This is a genomic window from Microbacterium sp. KSW4-4 (assembly GCF_023091185.1).
Classification (GTDB): Bacteria; Actinomycetota; Actinomycetes; order Actinomycetales; family Microbacteriaceae; genus Microbacterium; species Microbacterium paraoxydans.
The window spans coordinates 1,866,927-1,887,737 of the sequence record NZ_JAHWXJ010000001.1 but is presented as its reverse complement, the minus strand read 5'-3'; the positions used below and the strand labels follow the sequence as shown (position 1 = coordinate 1,887,737).

Annotated in this window: 25 protein-coding genes; 15 read left to right on the top strand and 10 right to left on the bottom strand. The window is 71.2% G+C overall.

The genetic code is table 11. The features are described 5' to 3' along the window. The first annotated feature begins 112 nt into the window (after nucleotides 1-112). Nucleotides 113-1,519, top strand: coding sequence for a hypothetical protein (locus KZC57_RS09415; RefSeq protein WP_247641574.1), 1,407 nt, complete (start codon nucleotides 113-115; stop codon nucleotides 1,517-1,519). A gap of 94 nt (nucleotides 1,520-1,613) precedes the next feature. Here KZC57_RS09415 and KZC57_RS09410 read toward each other — a convergent pair whose 3' ends face one another. Further along, nucleotides 1,614-2,084: an acyl-CoA thioesterase gene (locus tag KZC57_RS09410; protein WP_247641573.1), complete on the bottom strand. Its 471-nt coding sequence runs from the start codon at nucleotides 2,082-2,084 to the stop codon at nucleotides 1,614-1,616. Between the two features lie 136 nt (nucleotides 2,085-2,220). Between KZC57_RS09410 and KZC57_RS09405 the strand changes: the two genes are divergently transcribed. Further along, on the top strand, nucleotides 2,221-2,835 hold the full coding sequence (locus KZC57_RS09405; RefSeq protein WP_247641572.1) for a ClpP family protease: 615 nt from the start codon (nucleotides 2,221-2,223) through the stop codon (nucleotides 2,833-2,835). Beyond that, nucleotides 2,832-3,434, top strand: a complete 603-nt coding sequence (locus KZC57_RS09400; RefSeq protein WP_247641571.1) for a ClpP family protease — start codon at nucleotides 2,832-2,834, stop codon at nucleotides 3,432-3,434. Before KZC57_RS09405 ends, KZC57_RS09400 begins: the two co-directional genes overlap by 4 nt. 70 nt (nucleotides 3,435-3,504) lie before the next feature. On the opposite strand, the gene KZC57_RS09395 is transcribed toward KZC57_RS09400, so the two are convergent. The 3 genes from KZC57_RS09395 to ribA all read right to left on the bottom strand — a co-directional run bounded on the left by KZC57_RS09395 (nucleotide 3,505) and on the right by ribA (nucleotide 5,056). After that, on the bottom strand, nucleotides 3,505-3,855 hold the full coding sequence (locus KZC57_RS09395) for a helix-turn-helix domain-containing protein (RefSeq protein ID WP_060922569.1): 351 nt from the start codon (nucleotides 3,853-3,855) through the stop codon (nucleotides 3,505-3,507). 62 nt (nucleotides 3,856-3,917) lie between these two features. After that, entirely contained in the window at nucleotides 3,918-4,388 is a 471-nt protein-coding gene (locus KZC57_RS09390; protein ID WP_060922585.1) for a MarR family winged helix-turn-helix transcriptional regulator, read from the bottom strand. Between the two features lie 17 nt (nucleotides 4,389-4,405). Further along, nucleotides 4,406-5,056, bottom strand: coding sequence for a GTP cyclohydrolase II (ribA, locus tag KZC57_RS09385; RefSeq protein ID WP_247641570.1), 651 nt, complete (start codon nucleotides 5,054-5,056; stop codon nucleotides 4,406-4,408). A 106-nt stretch (nucleotides 5,057-5,162) separates the two neighbouring features. Here ribA and KZC57_RS09380 point away from each other — a divergent pair, with 106 nt between their 5' ends. Further along, nucleotides 5,163-6,002, top strand: a complete 840-nt coding sequence (locus tag KZC57_RS09380) for a sulfurtransferase (protein ID WP_105950643.1) — start codon at nucleotides 5,163-5,165, stop codon at nucleotides 6,000-6,002. On the opposite strand, the gene KZC57_RS09375 is transcribed toward KZC57_RS09380, so the two are convergent. Then, nucleotides 5,990-6,916 carry a hypothetical protein gene (locus KZC57_RS09375; protein WP_105950642.1) on the bottom strand — a complete coding sequence of 309 codons (927 nt, stop codon included), beginning with the start codon at nucleotides 6,914-6,916 and terminating at the stop codon, nucleotides 5,990-5,992. The genes KZC57_RS09380 and KZC57_RS09375 overlap by 13 nt on opposite strands. 290 nt (nucleotides 6,917-7,206) lie before the next feature. Here KZC57_RS09375 and KZC57_RS09370 point away from each other — a divergent pair, with 290 nt between their 5' ends. From KZC57_RS09370 to KZC57_RS09360, 3 genes are read left to right on the top strand one after another with little or no spacing between them, the layout of a single operon-like run. Then, a complete protein-coding gene (locus KZC57_RS09370; protein ID WP_247641569.1) occupies nucleotides 7,207-7,857 on the top strand; it encodes an acyl-CoA synthetase in 651 nt (216 codons plus the stop codon). Next, the gene (locus KZC57_RS09365) at nucleotides 7,854-8,213 is read left to right on the top strand and encodes a hypothetical protein (protein WP_060922574.1); all 360 of its coding nucleotides are present in this window, start codon (nucleotides 7,854-7,856) and stop codon (nucleotides 8,211-8,213) included. Before KZC57_RS09370 ends, KZC57_RS09365 begins: the two co-directional genes overlap by 4 nt. A gap of 49 nt (nucleotides 8,214-8,262) precedes the next feature. Beyond that, the gene (locus tag KZC57_RS09360) at nucleotides 8,263-9,696 is read left to right on the top strand and encodes an MFS transporter (protein WP_217583656.1); all 1,434 of its coding nucleotides are present in this window, start codon (nucleotides 8,263-8,265) and stop codon (nucleotides 9,694-9,696) included. 4 nt (nucleotides 9,697-9,700) lie between these two features. On the opposite strand, the gene purB is transcribed toward KZC57_RS09360, so the two are convergent. Both purB and KZC57_RS09350 read right to left on the bottom strand, forming a co-directional pair. Continuing rightward, the gene (gene purB, locus KZC57_RS09355) at nucleotides 9,701-11,083 is read right to left on the bottom strand and encodes an adenylosuccinate lyase (protein WP_060922576.1); all 1,383 of its coding nucleotides are present in this window, start codon (nucleotides 11,081-11,083) and stop codon (nucleotides 9,701-9,703) included. A gap of 14 nt (nucleotides 11,084-11,097) precedes the next feature. After that, the gene (locus KZC57_RS09350; protein ID WP_174521439.1) at nucleotides 11,098-11,619 is read right to left on the bottom strand and encodes a low molecular weight protein-tyrosine-phosphatase; all 522 of its coding nucleotides are present in this window, start codon (nucleotides 11,617-11,619) and stop codon (nucleotides 11,098-11,100) included. Nucleotides 11,620-11,784: 165 nt separating this feature from the next. On the opposite strand from KZC57_RS09350, the gene KZC57_RS09345 reads away from it, so the two are divergent. Both KZC57_RS09345 and KZC57_RS09340 read left to right on the top strand, forming a co-directional pair. Then, nucleotides 11,785-12,039 (top strand): hypothetical protein, encoded by a 255-nt coding sequence (locus KZC57_RS09345; RefSeq protein ID WP_247641568.1) that lies wholly within the window; start codon nucleotides 11,785-11,787, stop codon nucleotides 12,037-12,039. Then, nucleotides 12,036-13,331, top strand: coding sequence for a hypothetical protein (locus KZC57_RS09340; protein WP_247641567.1), 1,296 nt, complete (start codon nucleotides 12,036-12,038; stop codon nucleotides 13,329-13,331). The genes KZC57_RS09345 and KZC57_RS09340 overlap by 4 nt, the downstream gene beginning before the upstream one ends. A 25-nt stretch (nucleotides 13,332-13,356) precedes the next feature. On the opposite strand, the gene KZC57_RS09335 is transcribed toward KZC57_RS09340, so the two are convergent. The 3 genes from KZC57_RS09335 to KZC57_RS09325 are packed head-to-tail and all read right to left on the bottom strand — an operon-like array spanning nucleotide 13,357 to nucleotide 14,389. After that, complete coding sequence (locus KZC57_RS09335) at nucleotides 13,357-13,761, bottom strand: phage holin family protein (protein ID WP_060922580.1); 405 nt, start codon at nucleotides 13,759-13,761, stop codon at nucleotides 13,357-13,359. A 34-nt stretch (nucleotides 13,762-13,795) separates the two neighbouring features. Then, nucleotides 13,796-14,179: a type II toxin-antitoxin system death-on-curing family toxin gene (locus tag KZC57_RS09330; RefSeq protein WP_247641566.1), complete on the bottom strand. Its 384-nt coding sequence runs from the start codon at nucleotides 14,177-14,179 to the stop codon at nucleotides 13,796-13,798. 3 nt (nucleotides 14,180-14,182) lie between these two features. Further along, on the bottom strand, nucleotides 14,183-14,389 hold the full coding sequence (locus KZC57_RS09325; RefSeq protein ID WP_060922581.1) for a ribbon-helix-helix protein, CopG family: 207 nt from the start codon (nucleotides 14,387-14,389) through the stop codon (nucleotides 14,183-14,185). 67 nt (nucleotides 14,390-14,456) lie between these two features. Here KZC57_RS09325 and KZC57_RS09320 point away from each other — a divergent pair, with 67 nt between their 5' ends. From KZC57_RS09320 to KZC57_RS09295, 6 genes are all read left to right on the top strand, one after another. Further along, entirely contained in the window at nucleotides 14,457-15,524 is a 1,068-nt protein-coding gene (locus KZC57_RS09320) for a histidinol-phosphate transaminase (RefSeq protein WP_247641565.1), read from the top strand. Nucleotides 15,525-15,629: 105 nt separating this feature from the next. Beyond that, nucleotides 15,630-16,757, top strand: a complete 1,128-nt coding sequence (locus KZC57_RS09315; protein ID WP_247641564.1) for a thiamine pyrophosphate-dependent dehydrogenase E1 component subunit alpha — start codon at nucleotides 15,630-15,632, stop codon at nucleotides 16,755-16,757. Between the two features lie 11 nt (nucleotides 16,758-16,768). Continuing rightward, entirely contained in the window at nucleotides 16,769-17,734 is a 966-nt protein-coding gene (locus tag KZC57_RS09310) for an alpha-ketoacid dehydrogenase subunit beta (protein WP_105950862.1), read from the top strand. A 122-nt stretch (nucleotides 17,735-17,856) separates the two neighbouring features. After that, nucleotides 17,857-19,221: a dihydrolipoamide acetyltransferase family protein gene (locus KZC57_RS09305; protein WP_025102745.1), complete on the top strand. Its 1,365-nt coding sequence runs from the start codon at nucleotides 17,857-17,859 to the stop codon at nucleotides 19,219-19,221. 52 nt (nucleotides 19,222-19,273) lie between these two features. Continuing rightward, nucleotides 19,274-19,897, top strand: coding sequence for a flavin reductase family protein (locus KZC57_RS09300; RefSeq protein ID WP_144881732.1), 624 nt, complete (start codon nucleotides 19,274-19,276; stop codon nucleotides 19,895-19,897). Between the two features lie 17 nt (nucleotides 19,898-19,914). Next, nucleotides 19,915-20,586, top strand: coding sequence for a winged helix-turn-helix domain-containing protein (locus KZC57_RS09295; RefSeq protein ID WP_247641563.1), 672 nt, complete (start codon nucleotides 19,915-19,917; stop codon nucleotides 20,584-20,586). Nucleotides 20,587-20,811: the final 225 nt, after the last annotated feature.

The following is a 20,811-nucleotide window of genomic DNA, read 5'->3' as shown; positions in this document are numbered from 1 at the left end:
TGAGTCCCGGCAGAGGTGGGACTTGGTACCTGACGGCAAAACCGGGGGGTCGGGGAGAGGGCGGGCCTACAGTCGCGGGTGGCAACGACGCCACTGACCTCGGGAGTCCTCAATGACGAGTGAAAAGACCCACGCGCACGGCCTCGGCATGCGCATCGCCGTGACCGTCCTCAGCCTTCTGCTGGCGGCGATGGTGCTGCTGTTCTTCGCCACGATGAGCAAGGTGTCCGCGGGCGCCTCAGAGCTCGCGGACGGCACGACCACCGCGCAGGGGGGATCCTCGGAACTCGCCGCGGGTGCCGCCGACCTCGCCGCGGGAGCCGATGAGCTGGCCGCGGGTACGCAGGATCTCGCGGCAGGCACCGCGACGGCGCAGCAGGGATCGGTGAAGCTCAGTGACGGGGCGACCACCGCCGCCGCGGGCGCCACCACGCTCGCCGAGGGCGCGGGCACCCTGGCCGCGGGAGCCGCCACCGCTGTCGACGGTGCGGGACGGGTGAGCGGCGGAGCGCAGACGGCGCTCGCCGGATCGCAGGAGCTCGCGTCGAAGATGGCGGCGGCGGACGCCGGAGCCCGGCAGCTCGTCGACGGCGTGACCACTCTCGCCGCCGGTGTCGACGGCGCGCACCGGTACGCGAACGGCGTGCTCGAGGGCGCGACGACCCTCAGCACCACCCTGCGCGCCGGAGTGAGTGCCGACGTGCAGAAACTCGCTCACCCGGACACGCAGACGCTGCTGACGGGCGTCGCCACGAGCGCTCCCGGCAACGCGCGGACTCTCGCCGCCGGTCTGCAGGGTCTCCTCGCTGCGAACCCCGCCGATGTGCAGCTCCAGCAGCTCGCGGCGCTCGCCGCCGGCGTCGAGAAGCAGGTCGGCGCGCTGGCCGCTCCCGCCGCGGCTGCTCCGGGCCTCGCACAGGGACTCATCGGCGCCGCCGACGGCTCCGCTCGTGTCACGGCCGGCGTCGGTGCGCTCATCAACGGGGACCCCTCGAAGGGGTGGCCGGGGACCGTGGTGCTGGTCTCCCCGAAGGGCGCTCCCGCCCTCGTGGCCGGAGCGCAGACGCTGCAGGACGGCACCTCCCGTCTCGCGGCAGGCGCGGCAGATCTCTCGTCCGGGCTGCAGACCCTCTCGACCGGAGCATCGTCGCTGTACTCCGGAACCGCGGAGCTGAGCGCCGGCGCGGCGCGGCTCGACGAGGGCGCCGGGTCTCTGGCCACGGGCGTCGGCGCGCTGCAGTCGGGTGCCGGCGACCTCCGGTCCGGGATGACCGAACTCCGCACCGGCGCCGACGCGGTCGCCGAGGGCTCCGGCACCCTCGCGGCCGGAAGCGCGAAGCTCGACGCGGGCGCCGCGGACCTCGCGGCCGGCAACGGGCGCATCGCCGACGGCTCCGGCACGCTCGCGACGGCCACCGCGGGCGCCGCGCCTTCCCTGCTCCCGTGGATCCTCGGGATCGGTCTCGTCGGCCTGATCGCGATCGGCTTCTGGATCGGCCACCGCGTCACCCACCGCTGACCGTCGACCCACCCCTTTCCGCGCGACCCACCCCCGTAAGTGACGCACTTTCGGGGGTGGGTCGACCGCAAGGGGGTGGGTCAGCGGATGAGGGTCAGTGCTTCGGGAGCGGGATCGTGCCGGTGGCGATGCGCTCGGTGGGCATGCGGTCGCGATCGTAGGTGATCTCGTCGTAGCCGTGCGGCGTGGGCAGGCCGTCCTCGCCGATGCTGACGAACACGATCTCGTCGATGGTGAGGATGCGCTTGCGCGTGATCATGTTGCGCGCGACGGCCCGCATGGTGAGCGAGGTGGTGCCGAATCGGGTGGCCTGCAGCCCGATCTCGATGAGGTCGCCCTGCACAGCCGACGCCTCGAACGTGATGGCGGAGATGTGCCGGGTGACGACGCGGTAGTTGCCGAGCTGCACGATCGCGTAGATCGCGGCCTCCTCGTCGATCCACTTCAGCAGGCTTCCGCCGAACAGCGTGCCGTTCGCGTTGAGGTCTTCCGGGCGCACCCACTTGCGGGTGCGGAAGTTCAGGCCGTCCTCGGACTGCCATGCGGGTGCTTTCTGTTTCGCCATGCCCCGAGGCTAGGCGGGTCGTGCGTCGGCGGTGTTACGTCGCGTTTTCCGGCGGGTGCACACGCCGCCGCCCAGAGCGGATCTGCTCCGGGCGGATTCGCTCCCCCCAGCGTCGGAGGAGCCGGATGCTGGGGACATGAGCGAAGACAAGCCCCTCCCGCAATTCGGCCCCGAAGCCCGGCGCGCCCTGTTCCACGAGCGGGTGCTCGTCCTCGACGGCGCCCTCGACGACGACAACGGCACCCTCTTGATGACGCAGCTCCTCGGCCTCTCCGCCGAGGATCCGGCGGCCGACATCGCCCTCTGGATCCACTCGCCGGGCGGGTCCGTGCCATCGATGCTGGCGATCCGCGACCTCATGCACCTCATCCCGAACGACGTCTCCACCCTCGCCCTCGGCCTCGCCTGCAGCGCCGGGCAGTTCCTGCTCTCCGCGGGGACGAAGGGCAAGCGGCGCGCTCTCCCGCACGCGCGGATCCTCATGCACCAGGGCTCGGCGGGGATCGGCGGATCGGCGGTCGAGATCGAGGCGCAGGCCGACGACCTCCGGCACATGCGCGACACCGTCCTCGGCCTCATCGCCCACGACACCGGTCAGCCCCTTGCCCGGATCTTCGAGGACTCCCTCCACGACCGCTGGTACACCGCGGCCGAGGCGCAGGACTACGGGTTCGTCGACGAGATCGTGCAGTCGACGGCGGAGATCATGCCGCGTCGTCGTGCGCGCGTGGGATTGGGGGCGGACGCATGAGCGGCTACACGATCCCGAACGTCATCGCCCAGCATCCGCGGGGCGAGAGGGTCATGGACGTGTACTCGCATCTGCTCGCCGAACGCGTCATCTACCTCGGCACCGGCATCGACGCGGGGGTGGCCAACGCCCTCATCGCGCAGCTCCTGCACCTCGACGCGGACAGCCCGGAGACCGCTGTGCAGTTCTACATCAACAGCGAGGGCGGCGACCCCGGTGCCGCGCTGGCGATCTACGACACCATGCAGCACATCCGTCCGCGGATCGCGACGACCTGCGTCGGGCAGGCCATCGGTCCGGCGGCCCTGCTCGTCGCGGCGGGAGCGCCGGGGGAGCGGGCGGCCCTCGCCCACGCGCGCATCGTGCTGCATCAGCCGGCCGGTCAGTCGCGCGGAGCCATCCCGGACCTCATCCTCGCGGCCGACGAGGTCGTGCGGGTGCGCGCGGACATGGAGACGATCCTGGGTCGGCACACCGGCCGCTCCCTCGCGGAGCTCCGCGCCGACACCGACCGGGACCGGGTCTTCACCGCCGCCGCCGCCCTCGACTACGGCCTCATCGACACCGTGCTCGGTCCCCGTGATCCGGAGGCACGATGAGGTGACGGGTGCACGACGGATTCCCGGGGTCCGTCGTGCACCCGGACTCCGGTCGTGCAGGTGGAACGGGTCAGGCGGCGAGGGCGAAGGCGCCGCGGGAGGCCGTCACCACCGCCGCAGCGGGCGCGGCCTGACGAAGCTCCTCGGCGACCGCGCTCGTGAGCTCCACGAGGGTGGCGTCCAGGGCCCCGGCGATCGCGGCGATCATCTCGCTGGACGGCTCTTTCCGACCGCGCTCGACCTCGGAGAGGTACTGGGGCGAGACCCCGGCCTTCTCCGCGGTCTCGCTGAGGGTCTCCCCGCGGTCATGACGACGCCGCCGGAGCTGATCCCCGAGCAGGTCGCGCCACAGCGGCTCGGGGCCGCTCGACGGCGGACGGACGGGATGCGGGGCGCGGGGGAACGGGACGATGTCGGCCATGCCTCACGATATGCCGCCGTCTGTGCGGCGATCGAGACGTTCTGCTCAGAGCAGAACGCAGCTCACAGCGCCGCCGTGACGCCGGGAAGCAGCGCGCCCAGGATGTCCTGCAGCCGCTGCCGATCCTCCGCGGACAGCGGGTCGAGGATGAGCTCGCGGATCTGGGCGACGTGGACGGGCGCGGCCGCCCGGAGCATCTCCCGGCCCGCCGGGGTCAGCGTCGCGGAGAGCGTGCGCTTGTCCGTGGAGCACGACGTCCGCTCCACCCACCCGCGCTCCTCCAGGGAGTCCAGGGCGTGGCTCAGCCGCGATCGGCTGAGTCCGGCGATGCGCGCGAGCTCGGTCATGGTGACGGCGTCCTCGCCCTGCCCGGCGAGGGTCACGAGGATCGCGTAGCGGGCGTGGTTCAGGCCCACCTCATCCTTCAGTGCCCGGTCGAGGACCTGGGGCAGCAGCTGGACGAACCGGATGATCGGCAGCCACGTCGCGAGCTCGTCGTCGTCGAGCCGCCGCGGGTGCCGCGTCTCGGTCATGTCGTGCTCCTCGGAGGTCACGCCGCGGTCAGGTCGATCGTGTGCGCCGTGTGGTCGCGCTTCGCCTGGAGGTAGCGCGAGTTCGCCTCCGACAGGTGCACTTCGGTGCGCACCCGTTCGGTGACATGGATTCCGAGCCTGTCGAGCTGCGCGGCCTTGTCGGGGTTGTTGCTGAGCAGGCGGATGCCGTCCACGCCCAGCGCTCGCAGCATCTGCGCCGCGACGGTGTAGTCCCGCTCGTCCTCGCCGCGGCCGAGGGCCACGTTCGCCTCGTAGGTGTCGAGACCGGCGTCCTGCAGGGCGTAGGCGTCGAGCTTGGCGTACAGCCCGATGCCGCGACCCTCCTGCCGCAGGTAGAGGAGGAAGCCGCCCTCCGCGGCGATCCGCTCCACGGCCTCCCGCAGCTGCGGTCCGCAGTCGCAGCGCTCCGAGCCGAACACGTCTCCCGTGAGGCACTCGCTGTGCGGGCGGACGAGAGGGGCGTCCCCGCCTTCGGCGGAGCGGGCGAGAGCCGCCTGCCAGTCGCCGAGGCCGAGCAGCAGGTGCTCGCGTCCGTCCACGAGGCCGTCGAAGGTCACCACGTCGGCCGTCGTGGTGAAGCCGTCCGCGAAGCGCAGGGGCACCCGCACGCGGGTACGCTCCGCGGCGACCGTTGAAGTTTCAATCATGTGAGGGGAAACGCCGGGGAGGCGTGGCTATTCCCGGGCCGCGAGGACCATGTCCGTCCGTGACGGCGACGGAAGCGCGGCGACGCGCACTCGGTAGCCTCGCACCATGAGTCACTTCGTCTCCGCGACCGAACTCCACGACCTCCTCGACGACGGCGCCCCGATCCGGGTCGTCGACGTGCGCTGGCGCCTCGATCGTCCCGAGGCGGGCCCGGGCGACTACCGCTCGGGTCACATCCCCGGCGCGGTGTTCGCGTCGTTGGATCAGGAGCTCTCCACGCCCGGAGCGCCCACCGAGGGTCGGCATCCGCTCCCGTCGACGGAGACCCTGCAGGCGGCGGCCCGGCGTTGGGGCGTGCGGCAGGGCGACACCGTCGTGGCCTACGACGACACCAAGGGACTCGCGGCGGCCCGGGCGTGGTGGCTGCTGCGGCAGGCCGGGGTCGACGTCCGGGTGCTCGACGGCGGGCTGCGCGCCTGGACCGCGGCCGGATACGACCTGGCGACCGACGACGTCGTGCCGGAGACCGGTGACGTCGTCCTCGCGGATCCCGGCCAGGACGCCCTCTCGATCGACGAGGCGGCGGCGTTCCCGGAGACCGGGGTCCTGCTCGATGTGCGCGCCCCGGAGCGCTACCGCGGCGAGACCGAGCCGCTCGACCCGATCGCCGGACACATCCCCGGTGCCCGGAACCTCCCCACCACGCGGCACCTCGACGAGACCGGGCGCATCCGAGACCGTGACACGGTGCGGGCGACGCTCGCCGAGATCGGGATCACCGCGGAGACGCCGGTCGCGGCCTACTGCGGATCGGGCATCACGGCGGCGCACACGGCTCTGGTCCTGCACGAGGTGGGCATCCCGGCGAAGGTCTTCCCCGGCTCCTGGAGCCAGTGGTCGAACACGCCGGGCCGGCCGGTCGCGACGGGCGATCAGCCGGGCTGATCACCCTCGCGAGGACCGTACCCCCAGCGCAGGCCGAGGGCGCCGGGACCGAACGCCCGGCGCACCTGATGCACCGACGTGCCGCGAGGCCGGGGGAGCGCGGTGACGACGGTGCCCCCGGCGGTCTCGACGAGTTCGTCGCACCAGTCGGGGACGGCATCGGGGTGGAAGCGCGTCCACACGAGCAGCTCCCGAGCCTGCCGGGAGAGGGCGTGCCCGGTTTCCCGATCCGAGGGGTGGCCGGGCTCGTACTGCACCGACCACTCGACCACCGCGGTGTCCGGGGCCGCGAGGGGCACGTCGAGCTCGATCAGCGCACCGTGCGCCTCGCCGTTCGGATGGGAGTAGCGGGCCGTGACCCGTCCGCCCGCCACGGCCGTCAGGAGCGGCGGAGGTCCGGGGACCCCGGGGGTGAGGTCGAGGACGGGGATGGCCGTGATGACCCCGGTGGTGGACTGCACGATGCTGCGGGTGAGGCACGAGGACACCTCGCCGTCGGCGTCCACGTCCGTGACCGAATGGACGGTGAGCTCCCGCGACGTGTCCGGATAGGTGGCGCCGAGGGCGGCGTAGACCTCACGGACCGCCCGCTCCATGTCGACCTGCTCCAGCGGGAACCCCTGCGGGCCCAGCGGCCCCGTGCGGTGCGGGCGCAGGAGCCGGCTCAACGCCCCGCTGTCGAGGCACAGCAGGTCCTCGATGTCGGCGAGAGCGGCGAGCGACTGCGGTCCTTCCGGGCGGCGGGCCCCGGACCGCCAGTAGCTCAGCGTGGCCATGGAGACGCGGTTGCCCCGGTCGCGGAGCTGCCGCTGCAACCACGACAGCGTCACCGGTCTCGCGTTGATCGCATCTCGCAGTGCCGCGGCGAACGCGTCCGGCGTCGCCCCTCTTCTCTCGCCGTCCCCAAAACCCATCACAGCCCCCACCCGGTATGTGAAGAACACATCTCTAGAGTGAGCATACGACCGCACGCGCACACCTCAGGGGACCAGGTGAGCAAGTGGGTCACGGGGCTGCGATGTCGCGGGGAGGGTGCCCGACCCTGCGGCAGTGGCCCGACGCAGTGATGCCCCCCTTGCTGCGTATGTCGTGAAGCCCGGCAATCGATCTGGGGAGATCCGCCGGGCTTCACGAGCATCCCCGGGCGCTTCCGGCTCCTGGCCCCGCGTAGACTGGTGGGGAAACCCCGGAGGATCTGGCCGTCATGTCTGTCCCTGCTCGCGCGTTCACCATGCGCCACGTGCAATTGCTGCGTGCGCTGTTCGCCGCCGTCGCGGCCCTGATGATCACCTTCTCCTCGGATCACTCCGCGGCGGTCGGTCTCGCCGTCTTCAGCGGTTTCGCGCTGGTGACCGCCCTCGTGCACATCCTCGCGGCCTGGCTCGTCCTGCCGGCGGGGTCGCGCTGGTCGGCGATCCTCCTCGCGGTCGTGAGTGCGATCGCCGGCATGGCCGGCGGCGTGCCGGCCTGGCGCACGGACGACATGTTCTTCATCGTGCTCATCACCTGGGGCGTGCTCAGCGGCGGCCTCGAGCTGCTCGCCGGCATCCGCGCCCGCCGCGTCGGGGGAGCGCTCGCCACCGACGCGATCATGGTCGGCGCGCTGGGCGTGCTCCTCGCGGTCGTCCTGCTGCTGATCCCGTCGGGCTTCGTCCAGGAGTACACGATCGAGAAGGCGGGCACGTTCGAGCTGTCCGGCATCATCCTCGGCGTGGGGATGTTCGGCGGGTATGCGGCCATCGTCGCCGTCTTCCTCGGCATCGCCGGCCTCACCCCGAAGCGCGCGGACGCCGATGACGTCGCTGCCGCCCCCGAGAACGATGCGGCTCCTGTGGAGCACGGAGGAGAGCGATGAGCGACGACAAGCCCACCCGACGGGACATCCTGCGGCCCCTCCACCTGCTCGGCATCGCGCTCGGCTGCGGCGTGTTCGCCATGGTGGTCACCCTCGTCTCCACCGGCGCCTTCACCCTCCGCGTGAACACCGCCATCGCGAACGGCACCTACGAGGGCCTCACCCCCGTGGCGCTGAGCCTCGTCGTCGGCGGCGGCGCCTTCATCGCGACCCTTCTGATCCTCGCGATGCTCATGCTCGCGGTCGATCCCGCCGACGTCACGAAGACCGTCGACCGCCCCGTGCTGTACGACGCGGAAGACGAGGGCGCGAGCGACGGCACCACCGACGAGCCGGGACGCCCCGCCTCGTCGTGACGCGGAGATCGGGCGGAATATCGGTGAGGTCGTTCCGCTTGTCTCTGGAGTGACTGCCTCCGTCGACCGCGCCTCCATCGGACTCCGGTCGGAGCGGGGACCCATCCTCGGCGCGCTCATGCTCGCCACCGGCCTCATCGCGATCGACGCCACGATCCTGGCGACCGCGGTGCCGAGCATCGTGCGCGACCTCGGCAGCTACCAGCAGTTCCCGTGGCTGTTCTCCGTGTATCTGCTGGCGCAGGCCGTGAGCGTGCCGATCTACTCGCGGTTCGCCGACACCGTGGGCCGCAAGCCGATCATCCTGCTCGGCATCGCCCTCTTCCTGCTCGGATCCGTCCTCTGCGGCTTCGCCTGGAGCATGCCGGCGCTGATCGTGTTCCGCATCATCCAGGGCATCGGTGCCGGTGCCGTCGCGCCGATGTCGATGACCATCGTCGGTGACATCTACACGGTGGCCGAGCGCGCCAAGGTGCAGGGATACGTCGCCAGCGTCTGGGCCGTCTCCTCGGTGGTGGGCCCCGCACTCGGCGGCATCTTCGCCCAGCTCGACGCCTGGCGCTGGATCTTCTGGATCAACGTGCCCCTGTGCCTGATCGCCGGATGGATGTTGCTGCGCACGTACAGGGAGCAGAAGCAGACCCAGCGCCACAGCATCGACTACGGCGGAGCGGTGCTGCTCACCATCGGACTCACGGCGCTCATCCTCGGCATGCTGGAGGGTGGGAACGCCTGGGCATGGCTGTCCGTGCCGAGCGCCCTCTGCTTCGGGATCGGGGCGGTCGCGCTGGTCGCCTTCGGGTTCGTCGAGCGCCGGGTGGCGGAGCCGATCGTCGATCTGCGCCTCGTGACCCGTCGGCTCATCCTCACGACCACGTTGGTCTCGCTCGGCATCGGGGCCCTGATGCTCGGCGTGACGAGCTTCGCCCCGGCCTACCTCGAGGGGTCCCTGGGGATCGCCCCGCTGCTGTCGGGTCTGGCGGTCGCCGCTCTGACCCTCGGCTGGCCGCTCGCCGCCGCGAACGCCGGACGGCTGTACCTGCGCATCGGCTTCCGTCGTACCACTCTCATCGGCATGAGCATCACGACCGTCGCGGCCGTCGCGCTCGCCGCCGTCGCCTCCTGGCCGAACCCGTTCGTCGTCGCCGGCATCGCGTTCCTCCTCGGCTTCGGGCTCGGGTGGAGTGCGGCCCCGACCCTCATCGCCGCACAGGCCTCGGTCGGCTGGGGAGAGCGCGGAGCGGTGACCGGGATGAACGCCTTCGCGCGGTCAGCGGGAAGCGCCGTGGGTGTGGCGGTGTTCGGGGCGATCTCGAACGCGGTCATCGCGCAGGGTGCGGGACCCGACGACCCCGCGACGATCGTCCACGCGTCGGTGTGGGTTTTCGTCGCGGTCGCCGTGACCGCGGTTCTCACCCTCCTGGCGGCGTCGTTCATGCCGAAGGACAGGGTCGAGGAGCACTCCGGGGAGTCGGGCTCCTAGCTCCTCAGCGGGCGAGGCGCTCCGCGATGCCGGTGTAGGTCGCGGGGGTCAGCGCGAGGAGGCGCTGCTTGGCCGCGTCGCCGATCTCCAGGCCCTCCACGAACTCGGCGAGGTCGGCGGCACCGACACGGTGACCGCGCGTGAGCTCCTTGAGGAGCGCGTACGGGTCCTGGATGCTCGACCGGCCGGCGACGACCTCGGCGCGGATCACCGTCTGGATCGCCTCGGCCAGCACCTCCCAGTTCACATCGAGGTCGGCGAGCAGCACGTCCCGCGAGAGCGAGATCGCGTTCAGGCCGCGGCGCAGGTTGTCGAGAGCGAGCAGCGAGTGCCCGAACGCGACGCCGATGTTGCGCTGTGTGGTGGAGTCCGTGAGGTCGCGCTGCAGGCGGCTGGTGACGAGTGTCTGGCCGAGCGACGCCAGCAGGGCGCCCGAGATCTCGAGGTTGGCCTCGGCGTTCTCGAAGCGGATCGGGTTGATCTTGTGCGGCATCGTCGAGGAGCCGGTGGCCCCGGCGACCGGGATCTGCGCGAAGTAGCCGAGCGAGATGTAGGTCCAGATGTCGGTGGCCAGGTTGTGCAGGATGCCGCCGGCGTGACGCACGCGGTCGTAGAGCTCGACCTGCCAGTCGTGCGACTCGATCTGCGTCGTCAGCGGGTTGAACCCGAGACCCAGACCCTCGATGTACTCGCGGGCGATGGTCGGCCAGTCCGCATCGGGGTCGGCTGCGAGGTGGGCGGACCAGGTGCCGGTCGCCCCGGAGAACTTCGCGAGGTACTCGGAGCCGGCGATCTGGCTGCGCACGCGCTCCAGGCGCCAGGCGAAGACCGCGAGCTCCTTGCCCATGGTCGAGGGTGTCGCGGGCTGGCCGTGCGTGCGGGACAGCATGGCGGCGTCGGCGTGCTCGACCGCGAGTTCGCGCAGCTTCGCGATCACGGTGTCGAGGGCCGGGAGCCAGACCTCCTCGACCGCGCGCTTGACCGTGAGGGCGTAGGACGCGGAGTTGATGTCCTCGCTCGTGCAGGCGAAGTGCGTCAGCTCGGCGATGTGGTCGAGGCCGAGCGTCGAGAGCCGGTCGCGCACGAGGTACTCGATGGCCTTCACGTCGTGCTGCGTGACGGCCTCCTTCTCGGCGAGCCAGTCGATCTCGGCCTGCCCGAAGTCGCGGTACAGCGCGCGCAGGCGCTCCTTGTCGTCGTCCGACAGCGGGGTCGTCTCGAACAGCGAACGGTCGGTGAGGGCGATCAGCCACTCCACCTCCACCTCGACCCTGGCGCGGTTGAGTCCGGCCTCGGAGAGGAAGTCCGCGAGCCCGGTGACGGCGGCTCGGTAGCGGCCGTCGAGGGGGCTGAGGGGCTGGGGCGGGAGCGAAGGCTGGAAAGTCAGGGGAATCCTCCTGATCAGGCCCCGAAGGCTCGGGGCGTGCGGGGCAGGCGCAGGGCGGGTTCGAGCTGGCGGAACAAGCCGCGAGTCGCCGTCTCGATCATACCGAGCACCGAATCGAACATCTCCGGGCCCGCGTAGTACGGGTCGGGGACGTCATGCGTCGAGGCGTCGGGGTCGAAAGCGAGGAGGAGGGTCACCTTGCCGTCCTCATCCTCGTCCCCGGCCCATTCGCGGAGGATGCGCTCATGCGTGCGGTCCAGGGCCACGACGAGGTCGTTCTCAGCGAAGGAGGCGGCGGTGAACTGGCGGGCGCGGTGCAGCGAGCCGTCGTATCCGCGGCGGGCGAGGGCGTCGATGGTGCGGTGGTCGGCGCGCTCTCCGAGGTGCCAGTCCCCGGTGCCCGCGCTGCGCGAGACGATCTGGGCGCCGAGACCCTGCCGCTCCGCGAGGTCCCGGAACACGACCTCCGCCATGGGGGAGCGGCAGATGTTGCCGGTGCAGACGAAGATCACGCGGAAGGGATCTCGGGCTGTCACGGATCCATTCTGCCGGTCGATGCCGTTCCTGCACAGCGGGCATCGGATCGTGGTGCGGCTCGACCCTCCTGCACGGCCCTGGGGGAGAACCGGCTCTCCACTGGTCGCGGCCGTCCGAGGGGGCCCTGGCCGCAACGGACACGGCCTGGGCGGGAGGCTGGGTCCATGTCGTCCTTCGCCCTCACCGCCCTCTCTCCCGGTGTCGATCCTGCGCTGCGGGCTCGGGTGCTGTCCGAGTTGGACGCCGCCCTCGCGGGGCTCGACGATCTGGCTTCCACGCTGATGGCTCTGCGTGACGCGTGCGCCTGGGAGTCCGATGGCGTCGAGGCGCTGCGCTGGGCCCTCTGGCGGCTGTCGGACGACACGGCGACGGTGCGCCGGATGCTGCAGGCGTGCCGCGGGGAGGTCGCGGGTGCATGAGCGGGCTCAACATCGACCACGGCGGCTCGATCGCGGTGGACACGGCGCAGGTCCGGGAGCTCGCGGCGCGGGTGCGGGGTGTCGTGCCGGTGTGTGCGGAGGTGCAGGACGCGGTGGGGTGTGTCGAGGTGCTGCTCGGCTCCGCAGCATGGACAGCGCTGGCGTCGGCGGCGTGGTCCCTGCGGTCCGCAGTGACGGCGCTGGAGGCGCTCGCGGCGCGTGTCCAGGAGACGGCCGCCGATCTCGACCTCATGGCCGAGGTGTACGAGGTCGTCGAGCTGCGGGCGCAGGCGGAGGCGCTGGCGCGGACGGATACGGCTGCGGCCGCTGCGGTGGAGGGGCGCCTGCGGCTGCTCCTCGCCGCCGACGAGCGTCTGGCCGCGCTGGCCGACGCGCAGGAACGGATAGCGGACGACCGACGCTTCCGCGGCTTGGGCGATCAGTTCGACGCCGGAGGGCTGCTCCCGCCGATGTTCCTGGGCGGCGCCGTCGTCGGCGTGACGTCGGAGCTGGGGCGCGTGCGGCCCGGGATGGTGCTCGGTGCGACGGCGGATCCGGTGCGGGTATCGGTCACCTCGCGCTCCCGTCCGGCCGGGGCGCCGAGCGGGTTGGCGAGCGCCTTCCGCCGTATGCCGTCTGCCGGCGGCGCGCAGCTGGCGATCGAGAAGTACACGGTTCCGGGCGAATCTCCGCGCTACGTCGTCTACGTCTCGGGCAGCCGTTCGATGTCGCTGCGCGAGGGCGGGGGTCCCGAGGCCTGGGACATGAAGTCGAACATCGAGCTCTACACCGGGGGCCGGTCCGCGTCGTATCAGGCGACCCTCGACGCGCTGGCCGCGACGGGTGCGAGACCCGGGGATCGGGTGGACGTCGTCGCGCACTCGCAGGGCGGCATGATCGCAGCGCACCTGTCGATGGAGAGCGCGTTCACGGTGACGACCCAGATCACCGCCGGGAGCCCGGTCGAGCCGATGCTCCCCGCCGACCAGACGCTCGTGCAGCTCCGGCACACCGACGACGCGGTGTCCGCGCTCGCCGCAGGAGGGGCGAGGGAGGGCACGGGGTCCGCCGACAGCTTCACCGCCAGTCGGGTGGGAGATCCGGATGCCGGTCGCCAGGACCTCGCGCTCGAGACGCATTCGCTGGAGAACTACATCGAGACCGCGGCGATGGTGGACGCCTCCGCCGACCCGCGAGCGGTGGCTCTCGACGCCTACTGGGCCGACCTCGACCGCGCCGTCACCGTCGAACGCACCGAGTACCGCGCGGAGCGTGTGCTCCCCGATCCGTGAGCCGCACGCGCCGTCCGCAGACGGGTCAGTCGCGGCGGGAGCGCTTGTTCTGCGGGCGCAGGATGAAGCCGAAGATGCCGTTGATGATCGAGATGATCAGGGCGGCGAGAACGCCCCACCAGAACGACTCGACCGTCAGACCCCACCCGAAGCTGCTGGTGATCCAGGCGGTCAGCCAGAGCAGGAAGCCGTTGATGAGGAAGCCGATGAGGCCGAACGTGAGGATGTACAGCGGGAAGGCGACGATCTTCACGACCGTGCCGATGATGGTGTTCACCAGCGCGAAGAGGGCTCCGACCGCGAGCAGCGTCAGGACGAGCTGGAGCGTCTCGCCCGGCGGGAAGGCGCGCACCGTGACCTGGAGCACGGGGATGAGCGTGACGACCCAGATGGCGAACGCGTTGACGACGACCCGGATGATGAAGCGCATGATGCGTTCAGTCTCCCACGAGGGGCCCGCGGTGTCAGCCGCGGTCGTCCACCGGACGGATGTGGGCGGCGAGAACCTGGGCGATCTCCCCGAGATCCATCCGGCTCTGCGCGACATCGATGACGAACTCGAAGGCTTCGTCGTTCGTGAAGGTGATGTCGTAGCCGTTCAGCCGGATGAAGATGAAGGTGAGATAGAGCGCTGTGCGCTTGTTCCCGTCGAACAGTGCGTGATTCTGGGCGACGGAGCTCATCAGGGCCGCCGCCTTCTCCGCGAACGTCGGATACGCATCGACGCCGAACATGCCGGCGGCGGGTCGCGCCAGAGCGGAGAAGAGCAGCCCCTCGTCGCGCACATGCAGGCCGAGCTTCGCGATCAGCGCGAGGGCCTGCTCGGGCTCGAGGTACTCGGTGGCCATCGATCAGGCGTCTTCGAGGCGCGTGATGGCGTCGCCGTAGCGTTCGGTCACCTCGTCCGCGAGCGCCAGAACTCGATCGGTCTTGGACTCGCTGTCCGCGAACCGGGTGGCCGCCTCGATGATCACGGCGTGCTTGGAGACGTGCCGGGCTCGTGCGATGTCTTCGAGCCGTGCATCGAGTTCCTCAGGGAGTCGCACCGTCATAGCCATACCAGAATGGTATCACCGGGCCCTCGGCCTCGAAAGGGTGGCGGGCCGCACGTCCTAGACTCGACGCGTGACCGAGCCGACCCTGCCCCGCATCCGTCCCGCCATCGCCTCCCTCGCGCCGTATCGCCAGGGCAAGCAGGCCGGTCCCGAGGCCTTCAAGCTCTCCAGCAACGAGAACCCCTTCGACCCGCTGCCCTCGGTCCTCGACGCGCTGCAGCACACGACGCCGATGAACCGGTATCCCGATGCCACCGCCGGCCGCCTGCGTGCGCGACTCGGGGCCCGCTACGGGGTCGAGCCCGAGCAGGTCCATGTCGCCTCCGGCAGTGTCGCGATCCTGCATCAGCTCGTCCTCGCCACTGCCTCGGTCGGCGACGAGGTCGTCTACGCCTGGCGGTCGTTCGAGGCATACCCGAGCCTGCCGCTGGTCGCGGGCGCGACCGGGGTGCAGGTGCCGCTGACGGCCGACTCCCGCCACGACCTCGACGCGATGGCCGACGCCGTGACCGACCGCACGCGCGCGATCATCGTCTGCACCCCGAACAACCCGACCGGACCCGTCGTCACCTCTGCCGAGTTCGCGGCGTTCGTGGACCGTGTGCCGTCCGACGTGCTCATCATCCTCGACGAGGCCTACGCCGAGTTCGTCATCGCCCCCGATGCCGTCGACGGCCTGGCCGAGCGCGTGTTCGAGACGCACCCGAACGTGGTCGTCCTCCGCACGTTCTCCAAGGCCTATGGTCTGGCGGGCCTCCGGGTCGGCTACGCGATCGGCCACGAGAAGGTGCTCGACGCGGCACGGACGACCGGCATCCCGCTGTCGGTCACGTCCGCGGCCGAGAACGCCGCCATCGCGAGCCTCGACGCCGAAGCCGAACTCCTGGAGCGCGTCGCCGTGATCGTCGAACGTCGCGCCCGTCTCGTCGAGGGGCTCCGAGCGCAGGGCTGGGAGGTGCCGGACGCCCAGGGCAACTTCGTCTGGCTGCCGACCGGCGCGCGCACCGACGAGGTCGCGGCGGCGTTCGTCGACGCCGACCTGATCGTGCGTCCGTTCTCCGGCGACGGCATCCGGATCTCCGTCGGCGAGGAGGCGGCCGTCGCCCGCGTGCTCGAGATCGCGGCGAACCTCCGCTGAGCGCGGCACCGCCCTGCGAACCGCGGAATCTCGGGGTTCCGGGGAGATACGAGGGCGTCCTAGGTATGCGTGACCCGGCATGCCGACGCGGGTAGCGTGGGGACCGTGAGCACCTCTGAGACCCCCCTCGTGCGCGTTCTGGACGAGACCGGAAAGGTCGCCCCGACGCCCGCCGCGGAGCAGTACCTGCCGCTCATCGAGGCCATCCCCGACGCCGAGCTCGCGCAGTTCTACCGCGACATGGTGGGCATCCGCGCGATCGACACCCAGGCCACCAACCTGCAGCGCCAGGGCCAGCTCGCCTTGTGGCCGCCGAGCCGCGGACAGGAGGCGGCGCAGGTCGGCTCCGGTCGGGCCGCCCGCGCGCAGGACACGATCTTCCCCTCGTACCGCGAGCACGCGGTCACCCGGATCCGCGGCGTGGACCCGGTGGACATCATCAAGCTCATGCGCGGCGTCTCCCACGGCGGCTGGGACCCGACCGACCCGAAGAACGGCAACACCCGGCTCTACACGCTCGTCCTCGGCTCGCAGGTGCTGCACGCCGCCGGCTATGCGATGGGCCTCACGTTCGACGGGCGCACCGGCACCGGCGACCCTGAGCGCGACGAGGCGGTCGTCGTCTACTACGGCGACGGCGCCTCCAGCCAGGGCGACGTGCACGAGGCCATGGTGTTCGCGGCCAGCTACCAGGCCCCGACGCTGTTCTTCCTGCAGAACAACCACTGGGCGATCTCGGTCCCCGTCACCACGCAGTCGCGCGTGCCGCTCGTGCAGCGCAGCGCCGGGTACGGCATCCCGAGCGTCCGCGTGGACGGCAACGACGTGCTCGCCAGCTACGCGGTGTCCCGGGTGGCCCTCGACGAGGCGCGCGCCGGCGGCGGACCCCGCGCCATCGAGGCCGTGACCTACCGGCTCGGTGCGCACACGACCAGCGACGACCCCACGAAGTACCGCGGCGACGACGAGGAGCTCGCGTGGGCCGGGCGCGACCCGATCGTCCGGATGCGCGCATTCCTGGAGAACCGCGGCGCCGAGGAGAGCTTCTTCGCCGAGGTCGACGCCGAGGCCGCCGATGCCGCGGAAGACCTCCGCGCCCGCACCGTGCAGCTCGGCCCGCCCCGCGCCGACCTCATGTTCGACCACGTGTACAGCGAGCCGCATCCGCTGATCGAGGAGCAGAAAGCGTGGCGCGCCCGCTACGAAGCGTCGTTCGAAGGAGAGGGCCAGTGACCCGGGAGACCATGCCGCTGGGCAAGGCGCTGAACGCCGGTATGCGCAAGGCGATGGAGGACGACCCGAAGGTCATCCTCATGGGCGAGGACATCGGCAAGCTCGGCGGTGTGTTCCGCATCACCGAGCACCTGCAGCGCGACTTCGGGGAGCAGCGCGTGCTGGACACCCCGCTCGCGGAGTCGGCCCTGGTCGGCACCGCGATCGGCCTCGCGATGGCCGGATTCCGTCCCGTCGTCGAGATCCAGTTCGACGGCTTCGTCTTCCCCGCGTTCGACCAGATCACCACCCAGCTCGCCAAGCTCACCAACCGGCACGAGGGGTCGCTGCGGCTGCCCGTCGTGATCCGCATTCCGTACGGCGGGCACATCGGGGCGGTCGAGCACCACCAGGAGAGCCCGGAGGCCTACTTCACGCACACCCCCGGTCTGCGCGTGGTGTCGCCGTCCACCGCGAACGACGCCTACTGGATGATCCAGGAGGCCATCGCCTCGGACGACCCGGTGATCTTCCTGGAGCCGAAGAGCCGGTACTGGCCGAAGGGCGAGGTCGAGCTCGACGCCTCCGCCGTCCCGCTGCACTCCTCGCGGGTGGTGCGGACCGGAACCGACGTCACGCTCGTCGGACACGGCGCCATGGTGACGACGCTGCTCCAGGCCGCCGCGCTCGCCGAGGCCGAGGGCACGAGCTGCGAGGTCGTCGACGTGCGCTCGCTGTCGCCGGTGGACTACGAGCCGATCCTCGGGTCGGTGCGCAAGACCGGACGCATGGTCTACGCACAGGAGGCTCCGGGATTCACGAGCCTCGGCAGCGAGATCGCCGCGACCGTCATGGAGCGCGCGTTCTACGCCCTCGAGGCTCCGGTGCTGCGCGTCTCCGGGTACGACACCCCGTTCCCGCCCGCGAAGCTCGAAGGCGCGTACCTGCCGGATGCCGACCGCATCCTCGAAGCCGTCGACCGCTCCCTGGCCTACTGACACCGACGTTCCATGTTCACAACTCAGGACAACCGCCCCCTTCACCCGTCCAGCGCGGGCGCAGGGGCGCGCACCGGTTCAAGTCTCCTGAGTTGTGAACGCGGCCCACGAAAGGACCCGTCATGAGCACGCAGAACTTCCCCCTTCCGGACGTCGGCGAAGGGCTGACCGAGGCCGAGATCGTCGCGTGGAAGGTGGCCCCGGGCGACCGGGTGGCCATCAACGACGTCATCTGCGAGATCGAGACCGCCAAGTCCCTGGTCGAGCTGCCCTCCCCGCACGCGGGCGTGGTCGGCGAGCTGCTCGTCGACGAGGGGGCGACGGTCGAGGTCGGCACCCCGATCATCACCTTCGTGACCGACCCTGCGGCCGGCTCGGGGACCGGTTCGGTCGCCCCCGGCACCGTCGCGACGGCGGAGGCGCCCGCGCCCGAGGAGGGCGGCGGGTCGGTGCTCGTCGGCTACGGCTCCGGAAGCGGCGCGACCTCGCGGCGCAAGCGCCCGGCCGAGCGCCCCGTGCGGTCGTCGGTCGGCGTGATCGCGAAGCCGCCGATCCGCAAGCTCGCCCGCGACCTCGGCGTCGACCTCACGAGCGTGACGCCCACGGGTGCCGACGGCGAGGTCACCCGGGACGACGTCATGAAGCACGCCTCCCAGGCCAGCGTCTTCCGCAACATCGAGACCCCGGAGTGGGGGAGCGTGCGCGAGGAGACCGTCCCCGCCCCGCAGGCCCCGTCCGGCCTGGCGCGTGGCCTCGCGCCGGTGCGCCCGTCGGCGGCCGGGGACGACCGCACCGAGTCCATCCCCGTGAAGGGCGTGCGCAAGGCGACGTCGTCGGCGATGGTGCAGAGCGCGTACTCCGCCCCGCACGTGACGGTGTGGAAGGAGATCGACGCCACCCGCACGATGGAGCTCGTCAAGCGCCTCAAGGCCTCGCCCGACTACGCCGACATCAAGGTCTCGCCACTGCTCATCATGGCCCGCGCGGTGATCTGGGCGGTCCGCCGGACGCCGATGGTCAACGCGGCCTGGATCGACACCGAAGCCGGGGCCGAGATCGCCGTGCGCCACTACGTGAACCTCGGCATCGCCGCCGCCACGCCCCGCGGTCTGCTCGTGCCGAACATCAAGGACGCGCAGGACCTCAGCATGAAGGACCTCGCCCGCGCCCTGAACCGGCTCACGCTCACGGCACGCGAGGGCAAGACCCCGCCGGCCGACCAGCAGAACGGCACCATCACCATCACGAACATCGGCGTGTTCGGGATGGACGCGGGCACGCCGATCATCAACCCGGGAGAGGCGGGCATCGTCGCCATGGGCACGATCAGCCAGAAGCCCTGGGTCGTCGACGGCGAGGTGCGCCCGCGCTGGGTGACCACGGTCGCCGGCTCGTTCGACCACCGCGTGATCGACGGCGACGGCATGAGCCGCTTCATCGCCGACGTCGCCTCCATCCTCGAGGAGCCCGCGCTCCTGGTGGACTGAGGGAGTCCACACTTCGGCGCGGCCCGAACGATCGGGTGGCGAGAATGGACGGATGAGAACCACGCGGAGCGTCGACCTGCCGGTGTTGTACTTCGGGACTCCCGTCGCGCTGATCACCACGGTCAACCCCGACGGGTCGTCGAACATCAGCCCGATCTCGTCCGCATGGGCGCTGGGGACGCGGTACATGCTCGGGCTCGGTGCCGAAGGACAGGCGGCCGCGAACATCGAACGGGTCAGGGACCTCGTCATCAACCTCCCCTCCGCCGACCTCGTGCACGCCGTGGAGGCGATCGCGCCGACCACCGGCCGCTCGCCGGTTCCCGCCGAGAAGGTTCCCGCGTACCGGCATGAGCCGGACAAGTGGAGTCTCGGGGGCTTCACCCCTGTCCCGTCGGACGCGGTGATCCCGTTCCGGATTTCAGAATGTCCGGTGCAGATCGAAGCGCGCGTGGCCCAGATCATCCCGATCGACGGCGGCGACGCACTGGCGGTCGAAGCGGAGGTCCTGCAGGTCCACGTGCACGAGGACATCCTGAAGGCGCACGGACCGGACCGCATCGACACGGACAAGTGGGACCCTCTCTCCTACGCCTTCCGCCACTACTTCGCCCAGGGGCCTCGGGTCGGCTCCAACTTCCGCGCGCCGCTCCTCGACGACCCCGTCGTGGCGTGATCGTCGATCCCTCGTCCGTGTCCCAGCTGGGACACGCGCTCAGCAGCCCGACGCGGGTGCAGATGTGTCTGGCGCTCCTCGACGGCCGGGCATGGACGTCCGGCGAGCTCGCGCGTGCCGCCGGGGTGTCGAGGTCGACGGCGTCGGAGCACCTGACGACGCTCCTCGACGTCCGGCTCGTCGCACTCCGCCGACAGGGGCGGCACTCCTACGTCACCCTCGCGTCTTCTGACGCCGCGCACATCATCGAGGCCGCGACGGCATACGCCGGGAAGGCGGCTCCCGTCTCGAGCCTTCGTTCGGCGACGGAGCGAGACGGCATGGCCCTGGCCCGCACCTGCTACGACCACCTCGCCGGTCGCCTGGGGGTCGCCCTCTTCGACGCGCTCGTCGAGCGGGGGCACCTCACGCCGGACCTCGCGGTGACCGCGACGGGGCGCGACCTGTTCGAGAGCATCGCGGGGCCGGACGCGTTGGTGCCGTCGTCTCGTCGTCCTCTTGTGCGGAGCTGCCTCGACTGGACCGAACGGCGCTCGCATCTCTCGGGTCACCTCGGAGCCGTCCTCCTCCGCGCCGCGCGTGACAGGGGCTGGATCCACGCTCAGCAGACCTCGCGCGCCGTGACGATCTCTCCCGCCGGCACGGCCGCCTTCCACAGCCTCTTCGGTATTCCGCCGACACTGTCCTGACCGCGAGCCCGTCCGTGCGACGCGTGACACAGGCGTTCGCGCGGGAACAGGCTGCTAGGGGTGGGAGAGCCTGAACTCCCGCGTTCGCCTGAGTGCGCGCGGGGGCCTGTTCTCGCGACAGCGGACCGCGACACGGGGGTTCGCGCGGGAACAGGCTGCTAGGGGTGGGAGAGCCTGAACTCCCGCGTTCGCCTGAGTGCGCGCGGGGGCCTGTTCTCGCGACAA

What these genes read in the sequence shown, in the direction of transcription:
- KZC57_RS09405 (WP_247641572.1), top strand. Translation starts at nt 2,221, where the DNA reads ATGAGCGAAGACAAGCCCCTCCCGCAATTCGGCCCCGAAGCCCGGCGC.
- KZC57_RS09375 (WP_105950642.1), bottom strand. Translation starts at nt 6,916, where the DNA reads ATGGGTTTTGGGGACGGCGAGAGAAGAGGGGCGACGCCGGACGCGTTC.
- KZC57_RS09395 (WP_060922569.1), bottom strand. Translation starts at nt 3,855, where the DNA reads ATGGCCGACATCGTCCCGTTCCCCCGCGCCCCGCATCCCGTCCGTCCG.
- KZC57_RS09310 (WP_105950862.1), top strand. Translation starts at nt 16,769, where the DNA reads ATGCCGCTGGGCAAGGCGCTGAACGCCGGTATGCGCAAGGCGATGGAG.
- KZC57_RS09365 (WP_060922574.1), top strand. Translation starts at nt 7,854, where the DNA reads ATGAGCGACGACAAGCCCACCCGACGGGACATCCTGCGGCCCCTCCAC.
- KZC57_RS09345 (WP_247641568.1), top strand. Translation starts at nt 11,785, where the DNA reads ATGTCGTCCTTCGCCCTCACCGCCCTCTCTCCCGGTGTCGATCCTGCG.
- KZC57_RS09415 (WP_247641574.1), top strand. Translation starts at nt 113, where the DNA reads ATGACGAGTGAAAAGACCCACGCGCACGGCCTCGGCATGCGCATCGCC.
- KZC57_RS09370 (WP_247641569.1), top strand. Translation starts at nt 7,207, where the DNA reads ATGTCTGTCCCTGCTCGCGCGTTCACCATGCGCCACGTGCAATTGCTG.
- KZC57_RS09305 (WP_025102745.1), top strand. Translation starts at nt 17,857, where the DNA reads ATGAGCACGCAGAACTTCCCCCTTCCGGACGTCGGCGAAGGGCTGACC.
- ribA (WP_247641570.1), bottom strand. Translation starts at nt 5,056, where the DNA reads ATGATTGAAACTTCAACGGTCGCCGCGGAGCGTACCCGCGTGCGGGTG.
- KZC57_RS09335 (WP_060922580.1), bottom strand. Translation starts at nt 13,761, where the DNA reads ATGCGCTTCATCATCCGGGTCGTCGTCAACGCGTTCGCCATCTGGGTC.
- KZC57_RS09340 (WP_247641567.1), top strand. Translation starts at nt 12,036, where the DNA reads ATGAGCGGGCTCAACATCGACCACGGCGGCTCGATCGCGGTGGACACG.
- KZC57_RS09325 (WP_060922581.1), bottom strand. Translation starts at nt 14,389, where the DNA reads ATGGCTATGACGGTGCGACTCCCTGAGGAACTCGATGCACGGCTCGAA.
- KZC57_RS09380 (WP_105950643.1), top strand. Translation starts at nt 5,163, where the DNA reads ATGAGTCACTTCGTCTCCGCGACCGAACTCCACGACCTCCTCGACGAC.
- KZC57_RS09330 (WP_247641566.1), bottom strand. Translation starts at nt 14,179, where the DNA reads ATGGCCACCGAGTACCTCGAGCCCGAGCAGGCCCTCGCGCTGATCGCG.
- KZC57_RS09400 (WP_247641571.1), top strand. Translation starts at nt 2,832, where the DNA reads ATGAGCGGCTACACGATCCCGAACGTCATCGCCCAGCATCCGCGGGGC.
- KZC57_RS09390 (WP_060922585.1), bottom strand. Translation starts at nt 4,388, where the DNA reads ATGACCGAGACGCGGCACCCGCGGCGGCTCGACGACGACGAGCTCGCG.
- KZC57_RS09410 (WP_247641573.1), bottom strand. Translation starts at nt 2,084, where the DNA reads ATGGCGAAACAGAAAGCACCCGCATGGCAGTCCGAGGACGGCCTGAAC.
- KZC57_RS09300 (WP_144881732.1), top strand. Translation starts at nt 19,274, where the DNA reads ATGAGAACCACGCGGAGCGTCGACCTGCCGGTGTTGTACTTCGGGACT.